The organism is Bacillus infantis (genome assembly GCF_050107595.1).
GTDB classification, from domain to species: domain Bacteria; phylum Bacillota; class Bacilli; order Bacillales; family Cytobacillaceae; genus Bacillus_AB; species Bacillus_AB infantis_C.
Window position 1 is genome coordinate 388,929 of record NZ_JBNILH010000004.1, and the last position, 19,102, is coordinate 408,030.

15 protein-coding genes are annotated in these 19,102 nt (G+C 44.7%); 1 reads left to right on the forward strand and 14 read right to left on the reverse strand.

All coding sequences use genetic code 11. The features are described from left to right. Window positions 1-4 precede the first annotated feature (4 nt). The 10 genes from ACQCVH_RS11130 to ACQCVH_RS11175 all read right to left on the reverse strand — a co-directional run bounded on the left by ACQCVH_RS11130 (window position 5) and on the right by ACQCVH_RS11175 (window position 14,880). Window positions 5-3,001 carry a CgeB family protein gene (locus ACQCVH_RS11130; RefSeq protein ID WP_426835727.1) on the reverse strand — a complete coding sequence of 999 codons (2,997 nt, stop codon included), beginning with the start codon at window positions 2,999-3,001 and terminating at the stop codon, window positions 5-7. Between the two features lie 14 nt (window positions 3,002-3,015). Beyond that, window positions 3,016-5,040, reverse strand: coding sequence for a methyltransferase domain-containing protein (locus ACQCVH_RS11135; RefSeq protein ID WP_426835728.1), 2,025 nt, complete (start codon window positions 5,038-5,040; stop codon window positions 3,016-3,018). Continuing rightward, on the reverse strand, window positions 5,016-6,326 hold the full coding sequence (locus tag ACQCVH_RS11140; protein ID WP_426835837.1) for a glycosyltransferase family 4 protein: 1,311 nt from the start codon (window positions 6,324-6,326) through the stop codon (window positions 5,016-5,018). The genes ACQCVH_RS11135 and ACQCVH_RS11140 overlap by 25 nt, the downstream gene beginning before the upstream one ends. A gap of 14 nt (window positions 6,327-6,340) precedes the next feature. After that, window positions 6,341-7,606: a glycosyltransferase family 4 protein gene (locus ACQCVH_RS11145; RefSeq protein ID WP_426835729.1), complete on the reverse strand. Its 1,266-nt coding sequence runs from the start codon at window positions 7,604-7,606 to the stop codon at window positions 6,341-6,343. A gap of 585 nt (window positions 7,607-8,191) precedes the next feature. Beyond that, window positions 8,192-9,610: an S-layer homology domain-containing protein gene (locus tag ACQCVH_RS11150; RefSeq protein WP_426835730.1), complete on the reverse strand. Its 1,419-nt coding sequence runs from the start codon at window positions 9,608-9,610 to the stop codon at window positions 8,192-8,194. Between the two features lie 302 nt (window positions 9,611-9,912). Next, window positions 9,913-10,641 carry a GntR family transcriptional regulator gene (locus tag ACQCVH_RS11155; RefSeq protein ID WP_426835731.1) on the reverse strand — a complete coding sequence of 243 codons (729 nt, stop codon included), beginning with the start codon at window positions 10,639-10,641 and terminating at the stop codon, window positions 9,913-9,915. Between the two features lie 62 nt (window positions 10,642-10,703). Continuing rightward, on the reverse strand, window positions 10,704-11,486 hold the full coding sequence (frlD, locus tag ACQCVH_RS11160) for a fructoselysine 6-kinase (protein ID WP_426835732.1): 783 nt from the start codon (window positions 11,484-11,486) through the stop codon (window positions 10,704-10,706). Between the two features lie 62 nt (window positions 11,487-11,548). Beyond that, the gene (locus ACQCVH_RS11165; protein WP_426835733.1) at window positions 11,549-12,562 is read right to left on the reverse strand and encodes an SIS domain-containing protein; all 1,014 of its coding nucleotides are present in this window, start codon (window positions 12,560-12,562) and stop codon (window positions 11,549-11,551) included. A 133-nt stretch (window positions 12,563-12,695) separates the two neighbouring features. Continuing rightward, a complete protein-coding gene (locus ACQCVH_RS11170; protein WP_426835734.1) occupies window positions 12,696-14,036 on the reverse strand; it encodes an amino acid permease in 1,341 nt (446 codons plus the stop codon). Next, complete coding sequence (locus ACQCVH_RS11175) at window positions 14,029-14,880, reverse strand: sugar phosphate isomerase/epimerase family protein (protein ID WP_426835735.1); 852 nt, start codon at window positions 14,878-14,880, stop codon at window positions 14,029-14,031. Before ACQCVH_RS11175 ends, ACQCVH_RS11170 begins: the two co-directional genes overlap by 8 nt. Window positions 14,881-15,094: 214 nt before the next feature. On the opposite strand from ACQCVH_RS11175, the gene ACQCVH_RS11180 reads away from it, so the two are divergent. Further along, window positions 15,095-15,379, forward strand: a complete 285-nt coding sequence (locus ACQCVH_RS11180) for a hypothetical protein (RefSeq protein ID WP_426835736.1) — start codon at window positions 15,095-15,097, stop codon at window positions 15,377-15,379. 218 nt (window positions 15,380-15,597) lie between these two features. Here the strand turns inward: ACQCVH_RS11180 and ACQCVH_RS11185 are convergent, their stop codons facing one another. The 4 genes from ACQCVH_RS11185 to ACQCVH_RS11200 form a co-directional block, all read right to left on the reverse strand. Further along, entirely contained in the window at window positions 15,598-16,224 is a 627-nt protein-coding gene (locus ACQCVH_RS11185; protein ID WP_426835737.1) for a hypothetical protein, read from the reverse strand. 202 nt (window positions 16,225-16,426) lie between these two features. Continuing rightward, complete coding sequence (locus tag ACQCVH_RS11190; protein WP_426835738.1) at window positions 16,427-16,765, reverse strand: immunoglobulin-like domain-containing protein; 339 nt, start codon at window positions 16,763-16,765, stop codon at window positions 16,427-16,429. 254 nt (window positions 16,766-17,019) lie between these two features. Beyond that, window positions 17,020-17,559 carry a hypothetical protein gene (locus tag ACQCVH_RS11195; RefSeq protein WP_426835739.1) on the reverse strand — a complete coding sequence of 180 codons (540 nt, stop codon included), beginning with the start codon at window positions 17,557-17,559 and terminating at the stop codon, window positions 17,020-17,022. Further along, window positions 17,549-19,039, reverse strand: coding sequence for an FAD-binding oxidoreductase (locus ACQCVH_RS11200; RefSeq protein WP_426835740.1), 1,491 nt, complete (start codon window positions 19,037-19,039; stop codon window positions 17,549-17,551). Before ACQCVH_RS11200 ends, ACQCVH_RS11195 begins: the two co-directional genes overlap by 11 nt. Window positions 19,040-19,102: the final 63 nt, after the last annotated feature.

Sequence of the window (19,102 nt, forward strand, 5' to 3'; positions counted from 1 at the left end):
CCCATTAAGATTGAGGAACGCCCATCAATCTGGCGCCTCTTGCTGAGAACAGTTTTGTTTTATTATGTTCGATATACTCCAGTGCTTCTCTGGATGAAAGAGCTGAAAAAAGCTCCTTCTTAAATATCCCCCTTGCCGCCTGAATGGAAGGAACCTGGCCGTAATACAGCCCCTCCTGCCCATGTTCTCCGATAACCTCCCACGGTGCATAGCGGGAAGCAAGCGCAAGATTTAACAGAAAATCTTCACTATAGTCCTCCTCCGGCTTGAAAAAGGCGGCATAGTCATAATTCTGTTCCATCAGGAGGTTCTGAAACCTGCTGAAATATTCTTCTTCATTCCACACGCTGATCGAGGAATCCTCTATCAAGAATGACGGAATCCCGTTTTCCATTAGCAGGCATAAGCGCTTATTCTCCCATTTCTGGCGCTGGAAGTTCTCCACTGCCCGTGCAGCTTCATATTCATCCTTAGCCTTCGCATAAACAAGGATACCGAGATTCTTTCTGGCAAAAGGAAGATTTAAAATCCCGCAGATCCTCTCCAGGCGGTCGAGATAGGTATGCTCTGACAGCACCCGGTTGATGCCTGCTTTCGCAATCCGCCTGTATTCTGCTTCATCCTCGAAGAGCACTCTGAAGGCCTCTGCAATTTCTTCTTCATCCTCAGATACGCAGATCAGGTCCCCGAACATCCTCTTTACTCCATCAGAATGATTGCTGACAATCGGCGTCCCGGAAGCGAGGCCTTCGTATACCCTTCTCGCAAACATGGTAGGAGAGTGCTGAACGGTATTGACATTGATCATCACCCTGTAGCCTTTATAGGACTTATCGATTTCATAATATTTCAGCGATCCTTTCACATATGGCTGCAAATGTTCGGGAAAGCGATTATTTTTCAATAGTCCCTGCTGGACCTTTTCATAGTTTCTGTCATAGATGGCGAGACCGAATGGAATCGCCTGATTAAAAATGCGGAGCATGCTTTCCGACCTTTCGACATGCTTGGCATAATAGGATCCGGCAAAGCTGGCCGCTTTCTCTCTCGGCCCGATAGTCAGCGGATTATGAATCTTGGGCTGGGCCGCAAATGGAAGGCTTCCGACCCGGTCATGGCCGCAGGCATCCTTATAGGACTGGACACTGTTGGCATCTGTTGTGAAGATATAGTCAAACAGCTCTGCCGTCCGGACAAAATGATTAAAGTGGACAGGATCTTCTTTATTCCAAAAGACGGTTGGTATATGCTGTTCATTGCACCAGCAGAGCAGCTCCTTTAAGTCCTGTACGGCTTCTTCGCCAGTATATTGCACCTTTTTCGTCCATGCTCCCGCGTTTCCTCTCCATGCGGATTCAACCATGAGAAGGTCCGGCATATTGGCAGTGAGTACCTGCTTCCAGTTATCCGGAGTAAAGGAGATCAATTCACATTCGTGTGCGAAGCACTCTGTTGTAAATTCATCAAAGATGACTGCCAGCTTCACCTGCTTCAGATCCCTTTTGGGGACGAGGCCAAGCCTTTCAACCTCTTTGGGGCTGGTCCAAACCATTTCCCCGCCTGTCTGTTCTTCACGGAATTGCCTAATAGCAAACCGTTCAAACACTACTTCATTGGGACCTGACAGCTTAAAGGCAATCCTGCACTTTGTAATTCCTTTTTTAAACCGGATGATGTTCCTTTCATTGAGAACTAGCGGAATGATTTCCTTTTTCTCTTCCTCTGTATATGTAACTAGTATCGGGACAGCAAATCCGCTCCCAGTTTTTTCTGCTGTAATGTCGATTTCATAGTAGGAGCCTTCTTCGATCGCAAAGGCGCTCTCCTTCGGCACAACCTTAAAGCTGATGTTTTCAATATTGTAGGAGACATATTTGGTTTGGCTGTTATCAAGTTCAGACAGCAAGGCGAGCTTCCCGTCCTTCATCATGAATTCTGATTGCGATGGAGTCGGTGCAAACCAGCTGTTCTCCTGCAGCTCTGCTTCTGTCACTGCCAGAGGAATTTTCGGCTTTTCCTCAAAGTGGACGGAAGCACCTGACAAAATCCCTGTGCCTTTTACCCGGAGGAAAAAGCGCACTTCCTTTACACTTGCTGCGAACTGGATTTTTTCCAGCTTATGCTCTCCGATGCATTTCACATCAACGGGGCGTCCGTCATTATATCCGATGATGAGCAGTTCTTTTTCAAGCCTTCCGGAGGACTTTGCCTGAAAGTATACTTCATAGAAGCTGTCTGCATTGACGGTTAAGCTGCCCCTGCCTCCATCCGCCATTTCAGCTGGAAGGGCCTCCGACCCAAGGGACAGCGTTGCATACCTTCCATTTGGCAGCTCCAATGCCAGCTCTTCATCCAGCCTTTTCATATATTTCTGGTCCACGGCTGCTGCATACATTTCTTTCCCGCTGTAGTGCATTCTGTCACTTAAGCTGCTGGCTGGGAAACTGATAAACTGATCGCTGGCAGACTCTTTTCCTCCGCCTGCAGCTATTGGAAGCTCCTCATCATTCCGGCTGAGCTCTTTGACATCCAGGCTCCCGCTTCCCTTCAGCTTCAGAGCGATCCGGATGCTTTCACCCTTTTTCAGGCTGATTTCCTTCTCTTTGCCAAGAGGAACTTTCTTCATCCACACTTTTTTGCCGCTATGATACCCGATAATATACAAGTCAGCGGTAAGCGTCCCTGAGGCTTCACCTGAAAAACGGAACAGCTGCTTCTCCCCGGCCTCTACGCCATAAAGCTCAGGCGGTTTTGAAAAAACCACATTCGTTTCCCGGTACGATAAATACAGATGCTGAGAAGGGGGAATCTCAGCATGCAAGCCCCCCGGGAACAGTTCTGTCTTTGCAGGCGGCTGCGCCCGGAACCACCAGTCGCTTTTCGTTTCTGTTTCTTCCTGGACAGTGAGACTCGGAGCCTCCAGGCTGCCCAGCTCAAAATTTATTTTCCTTTTCCGCTCTGTGATTTCTGCCAATTTCTTTTCAATCAGCTGCAGGTCCATTAGAATGCTCCTTTCTAAAACTTAATTGTTTCTTCTGATTTGCTGTTAAATCGCATTTTATTTTTAAAGCCCCAATACTTGACAGTTACCTTGCCGAGCTTGGAGTTCTTGATTGCCGAGTATCTCATCTGAAGCTGGCGGTATCTTTCATTTTCTTCTAGCAGCTGCTTAATGGCTGCTTCACTTTCCTGAAGACCCAGCAGGACATCTTCCTTCGCCTTTGCAAGATCCTCCTCATAACGCTCCTTCAGGAAGGAAATTTCGCTGCTCAGCTTGGCAGACTCTTTAACAGCCTGCTGCAGCTCCATTTCAGTCCTTGCCTTTTCCTCCGCTGCCTGCATCAACCTTTCTTCAAGTGACCGCAGACTCTTTTGATATTTCTGTTCATACTCTAGGGCCTTTGCCTTTTCTTCCTCCAGTCTGCTTGCGGCTGACTGGCCTGCTGCATCCAGTTCGGCAATCTCCTTCGCCTTCTGGGCGAGAAGTTCATCCTTCTCAGCCAGCAATCCCTCTTTCTGCATCAGCATCTCTTCCTTCTCCTTCAGCAGCCCGTCCTCTTCCCTGGCAGCCTGCTCTGCATCCGCAAGCAGCTGTTTTTGCTCTTCCAGGCAAAGAGTGACCGCCTCAGCAACCGAGCTGTATAGTCCTTTTTCCAATTGGGAAGCAGCTTCCTTCTGTGATGCTATGAATTCCCCGATGGAATGGAATCCGTCACGGTTCTCTGCTTGTGACTCATCCAGATGTCCGAGGACGCCGGAAATCATCTCTCTTACGGAAGCTCCCCCTTCAAGCACCTGGTCCAGCTTTTTGGTCAACTCGCTCTGCTTCTTCTTCATTTTGACCTCAAAGCTGTCTTTGCTGCTTTTAAAGGCGGACAGCTGATTTTTCATCTCTGCCGAGAGTCCCCTGCTGGCCGATTGAAGTGAATCCGTCAGGTGCCTTGCAAGGACGTTCCCTTCCTCGCGGTTTTTATGAATTTCTTTGGCGATCACTGCCAGCTGTCCGTTCAATTCATCCTTCAGGCTGCGGACCTGCTGTAAGGGAGACTGAATGGTTTCCTCCAAGTTCCTGATGAGCCGGGTCTGGGCTTCAATCTGTGAACTGAAACGGTCCAGCTGCCTTTCTTTTTCAAGCAGCCGCTTCTTCAGATCAGCTATATGCTCGTCTTTGGCAAAAATATATCTATTGTGCTCGGCCTGCATCTCGCTTTTCCAAGCCTCATGGGAGGCAGCCTGCTGCTTGAGCATTCGGACCCTTTCCGCAAGCACCCTGTTTTCGCTGCTGAGGGCTTCCTCCCGTTTGCTGAGGGAATGAAGCTCATGGTTCAGCTGTTCCTCATGCTCCCTTGCTCTTGCCAGCTTTTGTTTATGCTGTACCGACTGGTTCGTAAGCTCACGCTCAATCGAGTAGAATGATTTTTCCATTTGCCCGATAATCTCCAGAGGCACCACTAGCTCGCTTCCTGATTTAATGCGGTCGGCCTTTTTCCCAGTAAATCCAATCCATTTCCCGAGGAACTGGACGTTTGTGATATCGAAGAAAGGATAAAGTTCCCTGTAGATTTCCAGCACATAAAGTGTCCTTTTATGGTCAGGGTAATCATTGATGCCAAAAGGAACCGTAATAAGGATCTGCCCTTCCGCCTGTAAAAGAGAATATGCCTTCTCAAGAAAAGCATGGGAATCATACAGATGCTCAAGCACCTCAGTCAGGAGGATGCAGTCATACATTCCCTCGTAATTGCCCTGGAGGAAATCTTCGTTAATAAAAGAGACTTTCCTTTGAATGGCCGGGTTTTCCTGTTTAAGGAGCTTTTTTGCATAGGCAATGGCTTCGGCTGATACATCAACGCCTGTTACCTGTTTTCCTTCCTTGGCAAGCAGGATGGGGATCAGCCCCTGGCTGCAGCCAATATCGAGGATCCTGCCGCCGGCTGTGTTCTTGATAATCCACTGCACCCGGTCCCTTGTTTTCTGGGCCATCAGCGGCCCTAAATCGCCATGATAGGCTTCAGCTATTTTATCGAGATTTTTCTCCATCGCAATCCCTCCTCAGAATGGCAAGTCTTTTTATATAAATTAAGAAAATGAACCTTTTCTGTATCCCAGTTATATTTTCTGCTGGCTCTGAATGCGTTTTGGCTGTATTCACTATGCAGCCCGCTGTCCTCAAGAAGAAGATTGACAGCACGGGCAATCTCGCGGGGGCTGTGAGAGTCAATGCATATGCCGGTCCGCTCAGATTCAACCACTCTTCTAATCTCAGGGAATCGGCAGGCAACGACCGGGACTCCGCTCATCATATACTCAAAGAGTTTATTGGATGAAGCTGAGTAATGATTAAAGCAAACATTATTCAGCACCTGGAATCCCAAATAGGCCTGGCGGGTATATAACGGCAGTTCGGCCAGGGGCACTTTGCCGATAAAGCGGACCCTGTCATCCAGGTTTTTCTGCTTCACTTGTTCTTGAAGACATTTCTTAATTTTCCCGTCCCCAATCAGAACCAGAATCCCTTCCTTGAACAGGGGAACTGCATCAATTAACTTATCCAGTCCCCTTCCTGTCTGGACTCCGCCTTGATAAAGGAGAATCTTTTCTTCCTTTGAAAGCCCGAGCATCTGTTGAAGCGGAAAAGGCTCCCGCAGGTTTTGCTTATTAGGAAAGGGGTAATTATGTACTATATGGGGATAAAGGCCATAGACCTTCTGGCAATAACGTGCCCGTGTGTGATTTTCCACAATCACTTCGTCAGCCTTATAGATCAGGAAGGCCTCCAGGTATTTATAAAAAGGATGATCATAGCCGGTCCTGCTCGTCTGCACCTCGTGCGAATCGTAAATCAGCTTTTTTTCCGCTAAACGGAGCTTGGAGCAGATCCAGCCCTGCGGAAGCGTATTGAGGTCATTGCTATGATAAATGTCATAGCGGCCGCTAAAACCTTTCAATACCATCCTTGCAAAAATGGCTGACCGTATCCAGACCGTCTTCAGCCTAGTCTTTAACAGCAAGAAAAACAGAATCGAAATGATTGCTGTCTGAAAAGGAAACATAACGAGTAAAATAAGCCAAAATATAGCCATCAAGATGCCATTTGCTTTATTTTCCCTGCTAATTGTATATAAGCTTTGGAGCATTTCAAGCAATAGAGGATACCGCCTTACGCGAAAAACCTGAAAGAGGTCGCCTTTCTTTTCATATAAAGGAAGGCCTTCGTGATTCGGATCATGGATACAGATAAGATCAACCTGATAGCCATGTTCGGCTAAAGCAGTGCATTCGCGCAAGACTCTTGCATCGTTGGTGAAGTGATTCCATACATACATACAGACGCGAGTCTTCACATTGATCCTACCTTTCTTTTCTTATATTCATTCTTAAGCTTCTGCTGCTTTTCTGTTTGGCCCGATTCGATAATCTGCATGATGACTTCTATATTTTTTTCCCAAAGAAAGCTTTCTCTTGCGCATCTTTCACAGTTATCAGCAAGCTTCTTTCTCATGGCCGGATGCTTGGCGAGCATTAACAGATAATCAGCAATTTCATCCATATTCCTGGATTCAGATACATAGCCTACCTTTTGATCCTCGATAAAATCCTTCGTATAACCAGATACAGCTGCCACGACCGGGAGCCTGCAGCTCAGGTAGTCAATGACCTTCCCGGGAAGCACGGTGTCGAACACATCCTTATCTGATAAAGAAACAAAGCCTGCGTGATGGCTGGCATTCACCCTCAGGCACTCTGCCCTGGTGAGCGGAGAGATGAACTGTACATTTGTCAGCTTTTCACGGCGGACAAATTCAGCCAATTCTTCTCTCTTCACTCCGTACCCCGCTATGCTGAGCCTTATGCCGCAAACATAAAGCCGACTGGCCAGCCCCTTCAGCAATTCCACATCCTGGGCGAGACCGATATTTCCTGAGTAGATGACTTTAAACTCAGCGGCTGCTGGTGTCTGCTGCGGAAATTCATATTCCCTGGCGGCATTCGGCAAAAATGAAATTTTTGATTCGGGAACTTTTCCACTCGCTGTAATATAATGATTGAATCCCATACTATTAACTAAAATATGATCAGCATGCCTGTAGAGCATCGTTTCAATCCATCTGAACAGGGCGACAATCCAGCCTTGATTAAATACCCCGACTCCCCTTAACGACTCCGGCCAAAGATCCCGGATATCAAGAATCATCCTGCAGCGGAAGCGGAGCTTTGCTGCAAGACCCACAATCCCAATAAAAATAGGGGGGGAAGTAGCCATAACAAAATCGTATTTCCCCTTATCACGAAGGATAAATAAGAAGATTTTAAAAGCAATTTCTATGTAATACAGCAGCCTCGAAACAAAGGAAGAGGAGTAGCTGCTGTTTTGAACCGTAACTCTATGGATCGCTGAGCCGTGGACATGCTCAAACTCTTTGTCATCCCAAAACTTTTCATCTTCGTAAAGCTGCCTGTCCGGATAGGTCGGCTCCGCCGTCACAACTGTGACGTCATATCCCGATTCCTTAAGGAGGAGAAAAACATTCTTCATTCGATTGCCTGCACTCCCAATCTCCGGATAAAAATTCTGAGAGATCAGCAGGAGTTTCTTCCTGTTCAAATCCACCCCTCCTTTTTCGCCATGGATATAGATTTAACATAACAATGCACTTATTTTTACCCGTCAAAAGTCGGCAGAAACTTTTGGTTCAGATGAGGGAAAAATATGGATGTAAAATAATGGGAAGTAAACAGACCTTATAATCACTACATAAAAACTATTAAAAACCAAAACAATCAGAAGTTTCCCATTAATTAGAGAAGAATAGGACAAAAATCATACTCTCAGGTTTACAGCATGGTATATATTGAGCATTTTTATTTTTTTTCGGGATAGACAGCAAGAATTCAGGGAATTATAGACAAGTAAGCACTTTATCTTCCTTAATGCAGCTACGTATTTTCATTGATTAAGATAAGAATTTTTGAGGAATTATCGAGGCTTGGTTTCAATCATCCAGTTGACCATGCTGAACTTCGCGCTGCTAAAAAAGTATTTTAGAAGGATATACCTTAACTCAAATATAACTTCAAATAAAAAAAGCCCATTGCCGATTTTTGATTCGGAACAGGCTCATCAGTTTTGAGTGTATTCTATTATTTTCATCATATTTGCTGTCACGTTAACAGATGGGAATAAACAAGGCTATTTGTTCAAACGGCGGACTACGCCCTTCATATCCGTGCCAAGCACTTCATCGCCTCTTACCTCAAGGGCTTTAGCATTAACAGATGATAGTCTGCTGCTTTTCAAGGTTATTAGATTCATTCTGTAGATGCCGCTGTTATTAGCGTAGTACATATATTGCCTGTCAAAGACGATGGCCTCATAGTCCGGCTGTGCTTCCAGTGAAGAAAACTGATGTGCTTTAACGGAAGTCAGTTTTTCCGGACGAGTTCCATCCAGCTTGCTGCGATACAGTTCGGTACTCTGGTTTTTTACATCTGTTTCACCTTCATAGATAATCCCTGAATGGTCCTGGCTGGACTTGATAAAATAAATATGGTCATTCACAATTGTATAGTTTCTCATCAGCCTGATGGGATCAGTGGTTTTTTTATATGGATCTTTTCCATCCCACGGCTTAAGATCCTTAAAGACCTGTACAGGCTTTCCGCCGGAGAGAGGCATCTTAAATAAAGTGGTTTCCAGTATTTTTCCTGAAAGATAAAATTCCTTTAATTTAACCATAAAATAAATATTGCCATTATAAATGTGCAGCTGGGCTTTGTGTATATCTCCATCCACACTGGCATCATATTCATCTGTAAGATATGGATCAATGGATGTGATATCTTCTTCACGGCTAATCAGTATCTGGGTATCTCCTGTTGCAAGATTTTTTCTCAGCATATGGCCTTCGTCTTTAATATCGTCGTACCAATGGATAAATTGATATTCATATCCATCCAGCTTGACTTTTTCCCCCGACAATCCCACCTTTTGTGAAGGCTCTGATAATCTGAAATCTTCATTATCCGCCCTCGAGAGAAAGACCGAGAACTGCGCCCTTGTCACCGGATTCCCCGGCTTGAAGGTCCCGTCCGGATAACCGCCGGCCACACCGTCCTTTGCGACGGCATTTATATCGTTCACAGCCCAATAGCCAGGCTCCACATCATAGAAATAAGGGCGCTCTGTCAGGTTCAGTTCATAAGCACGTCTTAGGATGGCGGACATCTGGGCACGCGAAACAGTTTCACCCGGCCTGAACATCCCGTTCGCCCCCTTGATGATGCCTGCATCATTCGCTGCAGCGGCAATCGCATACATCGGCGAATTCTTTGAAATATCCTTGAAGCTGGCGGAGGACTTTCCTGTAACAGGCAGCTTGAGAGCCTTTACCAGCATCGCAGCCGCCTGATAACGGGTAATCGTCCGGTTCGGCTTAAAGGTGCCATCAGGATAACCTCCTATGATGCCTTCACCAAGAAGATACTGTATCTCCCTTTCTGCCCATAATCCCTTAGTATCCTTGAAATCAGCCTCGGCTGCCTTACCGGAAACCGGAAAAATTGAAAGAGTAAGAACAGCAGCAGCAGCTAAACTGGTTATCTTTTTCATTTCATACCTCTCCTTTCATCCAAATAATAACAGACTAGTATTTTTGTTTCCAATTATTGGATGTTGGAAGTTTTTGGTTTGGCGGTGTCTGGCTCCTTTCCCAAAACAAAGCTGGGATAGATGCTGTTTCATTTATCAATCAAAAAATTCAATATTCTGCAGAACCTGCAAAAATACAGTGAAAAAGCGCTACGCATATGCATAACGCTTCACTTAGCTTATCTCCACCAATAAAAAAAGACCCTCAAACAGTCCGCCGCTGTTCATGAGGGTCGTGACAAGAAAGCTGTCCCTCCGTCCATTTATTTAGCCCGATGCACGGTCAAGTTCACTTTATTCGTTTCACATACAAATGTAGAAAGGTGGACTGGTTCATCCTTTGAATCAAAAGCAATCTTTACGATTCTGAATAGATTGGCGCCAATATCACATTCCAATAGTCTGGAATGGTCTTTCGTGGCTCCGATCACATCGATGATTTTGTCATTGCTGATTATTTCAGTGCTGTAATCCTCCAGGAGGATCTGATAGGTGGATTCAAGCCTCGCAATTTTCTTTTCCAAATCAGGGAATCGACTGAGAGAGTAATGTGCGATGTCGTAGAATAAAGGGCGGTCGTTTACATACATCAGCCGCTCCAATTCAAGAACAGGGCTGCCTTCTTCAATGCGAAGGTGCCCGGCGACTTCCGCTGATGCAGATATGACTTCGCTTCTTAATATCCGCGAGTTGGGAATCATCCCAAGCTGGTGGCTGAATTCCGAGAAGCCGCTTACAGACAATAGCTCGTTATGGAACTTATTTGAAGCCACAAACGTTCCTCTGCGCGGTACGCGTGTAAGAGTTCCTTCATTCACTAATTCCTCAATGGCTTTGCGGATCGTAATCCGGCTCACATTATAAATATCGCAAAGCTCTGCTTCTGTTGGAATTTGTTCATCCGGCTTGTATTTTCCGCTCTGGATGTCATTCTTCAGCATTTGCCTGATTTGCATATACAGCGGCTGAGGCGTTGAAGGATTTAAATTCATCTGGCTCATCCTTACCTTCGATAGATTGTTAAGATCTATTATACATTGATCTAACTCCCCAGTCACCAGGCACCAAAATATCTGATTGTATTGGCGGCAGTCTTCGCGCCCAATTCCAAACAGCTTTGTGTTGAAAGGCCTTTCAAAATACCATAAGTAAACCCGGCTATGAAAGAATCTCCCGCTCCCATCGTATCCACAACCTCAGTAGCCGCCACACCATACTCGTAAAAATCTTTTCCATCATAAGCAAGCGAACCTTTTTCACCCAAAGTGGCAACCGCAATCTTTGCCCCTTTGCCAACCGCATTTTTTAAAAATTGGCGGATAAACGCATCATTTTCCTTATAAGAGAAGAAAGGATAATCAACATAAGGCAGCAAACTTTGAACCAGCTTATGGGCCAGCTGATCAGAAAAGTCAAAGGACGTCATCAGCCCTTTTTTCTTAAAAAGAGAAAAATAATCTTCCGCATGTCCCCAGAGCCCGGCATGCACCAGCTGATGAGCAGAAATAAATTCAAGTTCATCTCCTGTCAAAGCAAACTCACTCATAACACCCTCATCATAGTCACCAAACCGCCGGTCATTGCCTTCCATATGTACATCTGTAACGGCTGTTTTTCCTTCCTTTATGGAAAGATGTGTTGTATCCACCCCTTTATCCTGGATGCTTTTGATCATTTCCTCCCCATATTGGTCTGTGCCGACCCAGCCAACATACGCGGGTTCCGCTCCCAGTGCTTTTAAATAAACTGCCACATTTACCGGATTCCCCCCAGGGTAAGCTTTCCCGCTGTCCTTATAGACATCCATGCAGTTATCTCCGACTGTAACGACCTTCATGGTGCTTTCACTCCTTTCAGCTTAAGAAAGGAGCACTGCAGCTAGCAGTGCTCAATCATTTCTTAGTACTCCATTTTGCGATAATAGCGTCTGAGTTCCAAAGGATGATTTCTCTCCCGCTCAAGGTAAACGCTGATGCGGCTGAGGACAGCCCAGTTGATATTGACAGCGAAATGCTTCCTGAATTCATCGCTGATTCCATCCATTTTAAAATCCTTCGTATCAATTACAGTCAGTTCTTTGGTGATCTTCTCTGCGAAACGCTCAACACGCTCGGCAAGCGGACGGGTTTCATCTTCCCCTTTTAGGAGGATGACACTTGTATCTTCGACAACCAATTCAAGGGTGCCATGGAAAAACTCAGCAGCATGAATCGATTTTGCGTGGATCCACTGCATCTCTTCCAGAATACACATCGCATAAGAATACGTATTGCCCCAAAGGTTTCCTGAACCGACCATCATATGGTAGTCCGTGTCTTTATGCTTAACAGCAAATTCCTCCGCTTTTTTATCGAATGACTGTACTGCATCGAGAATGGCTCTTGGAAGCAATGATACTTCTTTCACAAATTGATCATATTGCGGGAACTCTTCATTGTTGTACATGAATCGGAAGGATACCATATATAACAGCATAAAGAATGTATCAAAAGAATGCTTTTCAGATCCAGTTGTGATGCAGTAGTCGACGATTTTTGTCAGCGGGGTGTCAGCTTCAGCGACCAAGGCCAGCGTTGTTGCTCCTCTTTCCCTGCAGAATTTTGCAGCCGCAACCGTTTCCTCTGTTGTGCCTGATACAGAAGTAAAGATGCAGACAGAATCCTTTGTAAAATGCTTAGGATTCGTGGCCATGAATTCTGAAGCAATTTCTGCGCGGACATCAATGCTTGAGTGTGTTTTGAACATATATTCATAAGGATACATCATGGCGATCGTTCCTCCGGCGCCAATCATATAAATATTGTTGTATCCCTTTTTGCAGATGCTATCTACGATTTCTTCGATTTTGCCTCTGTAGCCAAGGCCCTCTTTTTCTACTAGTTTCAAAAACAAATCTTCATCAAACTTCAACATGGGGAACACTCTCCTTATGAGTTACTTGTTTTATTTGTTATGTCTTGTATTATAAATAAACAATACAAATAATTCAATCTTTTTCCTTTAAAATTTATCAGGGAGTCAGTGAATGCTGACCCCCCTCCTTGGATCAGGCAACTATATTGTCCTTAGCAGCCTTTGAACCATACTTTCTTTCCCAATAATAATAGACAGGAAGTCCGGTGGCGACGACGATAAGCGCCGCAATCATACCCTGGATCGGCGCCCAGGTAAAGGTTCCCCAGGCAAGCCAGGCAGCGCCGGCGATGGCCAAAATGGTTGTAATCCTCCATAAAGGCATCCGATAGACCGGCTTATAATCGTCTCTTTTCCGGCATTTATAGACGGCTGCAAAGTCCATAATATTGATCAGGAGCTGGATAAGCGTAAAATATCCCAGCAGGGCCGTTAAATTGCCGAAGAAAACCAGGAAACACGCATAAATGACCTGCACCAATATAGAAAAGCTGGGAGTTTCATATTTCGGATGGACTTTCGCAAAGCGCTGAAAAAACAGGCCATCCTTTGCCATCGCGTATTCCAGGCGAGGCTGGAACATGATGCACGAGCTCAAAGAACCGAGTATGACAACAATCGCTGTCACTCCTACAAACGATGAAGCAATGTCTGATAATCCCGGAATATATTTAACCGCATCAGAAACAGCGGCATTGGATTGAATAAGCTGTTCAAAAGGCATAAGGCCGATTACACAGACAGCAAGCAGTGTATAAAGCGTAAGGATAATGAAGATAGAAGTAATCAGCGCACGCGGCAGCACCTTGCCCGGATTCTTAAATTCCCCGGCCATAAAACAGATTGCCGCCATGCCCGTGTATGCCCAGGTTGTAGCTGAAACGCCTCCAATCAGGCTTGTTTCCGTACTGCCGGATGCTGGAGTATAAGAAAAGTTACCAGGATTCATATAGATAAAGCCAAGTGCAATGACAATAAGGAATGGAATGATTTTTACTGCTGTAATGATGACTTGAAAGAGGCCGCCTTCTTTTACGCTTCTGTAATGTATTGCTGTGATGGCCAAAATAATGGCAATCCCGAGCAGCTTTCCATTCATCCCGTCAAAGAATGGGAAGAAAGAAGCAACATATGAGACGATCGCAAGGGCCATAATCGAGATGCTTGGCGGATCAAGCGCCCAGAAGGTAGACCATCCATATAAGAAAGCCAATGGCCGCCAGCCTGCTTTATTGAGATATACGTAACCGCTTCCATTTTGCGGGTAGGCTGTAGACAGCTCTGCCAGCACCATAACTTGCGGAATAGCAATAAGCCCGCCGATAATCCATGCCAAAATTGAAATAGTCGGGGTGCCAGCCGCTTTTGCCACTTCTCCTGTCGAAACAAAAATACCGGATCCTATTGTCGTCCCAACCGCAATCGCCAGCGCAGCCCAAAATCCAAGCTTGCGTGTAAGAGCCCCATTACTCATTATGAGTTCCTCCAGTTTTAGAATGGAATGCTTCCATCTCTCTTAATTTTTTCACAGACTCTGTAACTATTTTCTTTGGGTTCTTATAATAATCAGAACCCATAATCTCCAGGGTACATGCCCCCTTATACCTCCAGCGTTCAAGAGACTCTATATACCCCCGCCAATCCAGCACTCCATCATCCAGGGCCAGATGGGCATCTGACACACCATCCCCATCAATCAAATGAAAATGCTTAACATCCCGCAGAGTGGAAAAATAATCTTCAGGCGTTTCACCCGCGAGCTGCATCGCTACGGTATCTATCATTCCTGTTAGAGAAGGTGATTGGATTTCCTCGAGCATCCTCTTAACTCCCTCAACATCCATTACTAGATTGGTCTCAAACCTTGTTAACGGCTCCAAGACCAGATTCATTCCTTCCTTTTCCGCTATCTTTGCCAGCTGATGAATTGAATCAGCGGCATATTTCCACGAGTCTCTCTTGCTGACAGAATGATCCCCAATGCCTGAAGTAATCAGCATCATATTGCAGTCCAGCTCCAGCGCAGCATACAAATTATCCTTAAAGTACTCAACACTGCTTCTTCTCCAATCAGAATCGGACGCCGCAATGTTATACGGATAGACACACTGCTCCGGTGTAAAGCAAACCAGCTCCATATTTCTCGATCGCAGCTCCCGCTTCATACTTCTTAAATGGCCAGGCAGATTCCGGTATACAAAGAAATGCGGCTCCCCAGCCCATAACTCAATATGCTGGATATCAAGACTTGTCATGCACTCCAAAAACTCCTTAAACGGATAATGCCTGAATGTGATATTCATCCCGGCAATCTTCATATAATACCTCCTTCTTTTTTGAAAGCGCTTATTTATTTGTTATGATTTGTATTATAGTTAGGTAATACAAAACAAGCAATACTTTTTTGAAAATTTAATATTTAATTCCCGACTCATAAAACGCCGGAACTGGCACCTTGTTCCCCAGTAAAAAATGAATTAAAATTTACACATTAAGGCTGGAAATCTAAGTTAAAAGCTAGGAGTTATACTGTTGAAAAATCTGTTATTCTTTCTCTTTCAAATGTTCTTATTCACTATTCTTCTGACCTTCAACTACTTTGTAGATCAATTTATAAGCAGTCCTTTTGATTCTGGTGATTTGTTCGGCATTGGAGAAATGCTGCTATTATTCGTTCCGCTTGCCCTCCTTGCCGAAAAGGTATATAAGCGCTTTACAGATATTTCTTTTTTTCATAAGATGCTGATAAGCACACCGGCATTGGCCTGTGCCATCTTGATAACCGGCCTGGCTTCGGGTCAAATACTGATGGGGTGAAAATAGAAAAAGTCTTCAGCTACCTTCTATGCATTAATTAAACTAGTCAAAGACGCAGAAAAATAAAAAAGAACGCCTTATTATTATGTAAGAATAATAAGGCGTCCTTTACTTTAAATATCTCAAATATTCCATGCGACCATGCGCCACAGAAAAATAGCAGCAGGCCTATCCTTATAAAAGGATAAGGCCTGAAGAGTCTACTTTACAGCTTTTCGCTAATTTCTAAAGTCTTGAATCAGCATGACATTGAAATCGCCATCATATGAGACCCAATTAACAGAGTCCACATGGATCTGATCATTTATTTGAGGCAAATCTTTTATAATCTGTTCTGCTTTGTTGAACAGCAATTCTGTTTCCTCATAAATTTCCGCATCAGCATTCTGAAACTGTTTATTCATTTCCTCGCTAAATTCCTTAGTATTAGGCATAATTTTAATCGTATATTCAGTCTTTCCTGTTTCTTCATTTTTCCAAATATCAGCTTTGTAATGTGTATTTTCAATAGGATAGTTCTTATTTAGGTAGCTCTCTATGTTAAAATCTTTCTCGTTTGCTGTTTCATTTTCTTCACTTTCAGCAGGGTTTGATGCTGTTTTCGAATCGGTGTCTTGATCCTGGCCAGAATCTTGATCATCCGGCTGCTGATTCGTCTCGGCCAATTCGTCCTCATTTCCAACATCACCGGCCTTATCAATCTTACCGGATGAAGTTTCTTTGCTCTCTTCCGGATTTTGTGTACTGTTGGTTACTGTATCTTTTTCAGCCTGGTTGGAACAAGCACCAATCGTCATCAGCAGCAGTGCTGTCAATAGCACAGAAAATAATCTCTTCATTTTCATGGTTATTCCAGCCTTTCTCCTATACGATAAGTTTTCTAGTATAGCATTCAATTTAGTATTATCCCTTTTTCGAAAGACTTCTCTTTGTGGCAGCTTGTTGAATTGCTGAAACTATATAAACGAGAGTATAGAGGTATCTACCCCACAGAAGCATAACGTTTTTTACTAAAACTCTTTTTTCAGCTGCGCCTATAGGCACCCGTTATTCAAAAATAAACTCTGCTGTTAAATTGTACACATCAAAGTCCCCTGATTCTCTAAAGTCCAGTACTTCTTTCACAATACGGTATTCGCCGGTGTCCAGGTCCCCATAGAACTGCTCCAAATTAACATTCCATTCCTTAACATCTGAAGGACCCAGGTCGTAGCCAATACCAGTAAACGCGTGGTCACCATCTTCAGCAAATGGAACTTGGTACCAGTCACCTCCAATATTCTTTTCTAACCGGTAATCTTCACCGTAGATACATTGCTTATCAGAATGATTCTGAAGAATGACAGTCATGCCGGTACGGGAAACTGTTCCTTCCTTTGCTGTCATAGTTACACCATGAAAGTTGTCAACAGTATCATATATTTCATGTTTCCAGTCAGTCTCAACTGGCTGGTCAGAATCCGCACTTTTACATCCAGATAAAAGCGTCAAACTTATTGTGATAAAAAATAACAACCATATATATCGCTTCAGGAAGTCACCCCCTTAAGTTGTTAGACGCTATTTACAGGTAAAGGTTTCCATATTGCACCAAAAAAAAGTGTTTATCCCAACTGAGACTTAAAAGACATAACACAGCATCAGTCTCTTTCAGCGGAAGACACTTCATCTTTGATTTTGCCCTTATATATAGAACAAGCCGCACAGCAAAGCAACATGGCCCCAAATCCAGCAATTATAATCCCAGGAGCTAGGATTTTTACAAAAGAAATCCCAATCATGCTGATACCGGCAATCAAATAGTGATGGATGGCATGCAGGCGGTAGGTTTTCTGCTCTATATGCCAGGCGTGGTGCCAGCCTTGAAGGAATCCAAGTGTGGCCTGAAGCAGGAGTGCTGTGTAAGGCAGAGAGCCCGCAGGCTGGCTGATGGTGCCTGCAAGGATATAGACAGCTCCCATCCCTATGTAGATGAACGGGTGATGGGAGCGATATTTGCTGCCTTTGGTTTGGTAAAGGCGATAGCCAAAGGCAGCAGAGAAGGAGAATATGGCGAACAGCCACCCAAAGAGAGTAAAGGACAGGGCCGCCTGCTTTAGCCATACAATATAATAAGGGAAAATAACAACCTGCCCGACCGATACAAACAGGGGGATGGCCTGGTCACTTTTAATTGTCATGCGCTGCTCCTTCTTTCAGGTAATAATCATAGAATAGATTCTGAAATACTTCGTTTGGGTCACGTTTCAGCTTTTCCGCCCGGAACTCCTCCCACTCTGGGTACGCCTCTCTGAACTGCTCCTTTGTTTGATAATGATAGTATGGAAGATAATAAGTTCCGCCATGCTCGAGTGTCAGACTGGTCCACTTTTGGATGATTGCTTCCGCATCTGCCATCTGTCCTTCCTTGAGACCATGCTGAATCAATACGACCAGGCTCAGCATGTCTTCCTTGGCATAATTCAGGCTTGTTATACTATCCTTTGCTGCATAACGAACCGTAATATTATGGATTTTAAAATCTGCGCCTTGATCAGAAACTGGCAGCAGATTTTTCAAATCCTTCATATACTCCCCGTACTGATGGACAGGCACAAAAAATTCCTGCAGAACCTCTACCCGCCCCGGTTTTGTGTATTCCATGAATGCGGAGTTCCCGCGCATCACATTATTCCTGGTGATGTTCTTTCCATTCAGAGACCTTGCCATAAGCTTTTGATTGCTCCAAAACAGGTCCTCCCACATCCCGCCCTGCCGGCCGATATCCATCGCAAGCTTGCCCAGCCGTGCCCCTTTCTCTTCCTTAAGGGGGGCAGCTTTGTCCTGCCTTCCTGTGTGGTTATAATCCACCACATACATTTCTTCGAGGAAGGTACTCGGGGCAACGCTTACCCGTGCATAATGCATAGCTGTGTCATCCCTGTCCAGCAGATTGGTAAAATAGGATTCATATTCATCCGTTTTCAGCTCTTCTGTATGGATGGTGTATACCTCGTCTTCCGTAAGCTCCAGTGTAACATCCAGGATCACCCCAAATAATCCGTAACCGCCAAACATATACTTCATCCATTCCTCCGAATCTTTCCTCGTTACTGTCTGAATTTCACCCGCAGGCGTCAGCACAGTCATTTCTTTTACAGTTCCGGCCATAGGTCCAAAGCGTATATCCCGGCCATGGGCGTTCACCGACAGTGACCCTCCAATCGTAAAAATCGATTGTGACTGCGTAACCTTCAAGGCTAATCCATCATCCTTCACAGCTTCCTGGATATCCTCCCATGAAGCCCCGCTCTCCACTTTCACGGTTTTAGCTTCCTTATTGACTTCAAGTATCTTATTGAATGACCGCATATCTAACACCACACCATCCTTATAATAGGTATGGCCTCCCTGCGAATGCTGCAGTCCGGCAACCGAAATATTCTGCCCGTTCCTGTTAGCTTCTTTTACGATCCGCTGCAGTTCAGATCGGTCACCTGCTTCGGCCACCCGCTCAATCCGCTCCGGCAAAAGCCCGGTATAATCTGTAGTGAGAGCACTTTGGGACAGTCCATATTTGCGTGTTTCGATTGGGATGTTGAAAAGAATCCAAAGAAGGAATATGCATACGATACATCCCAGAAACCATGGTTTATTGATAAATTTGTTTAGCAACTTCATTTTGCTCACCTATTGTATGAGTATGGTTTTAATGTCTCTTTTACAAAATAAGTGTAAAATTAC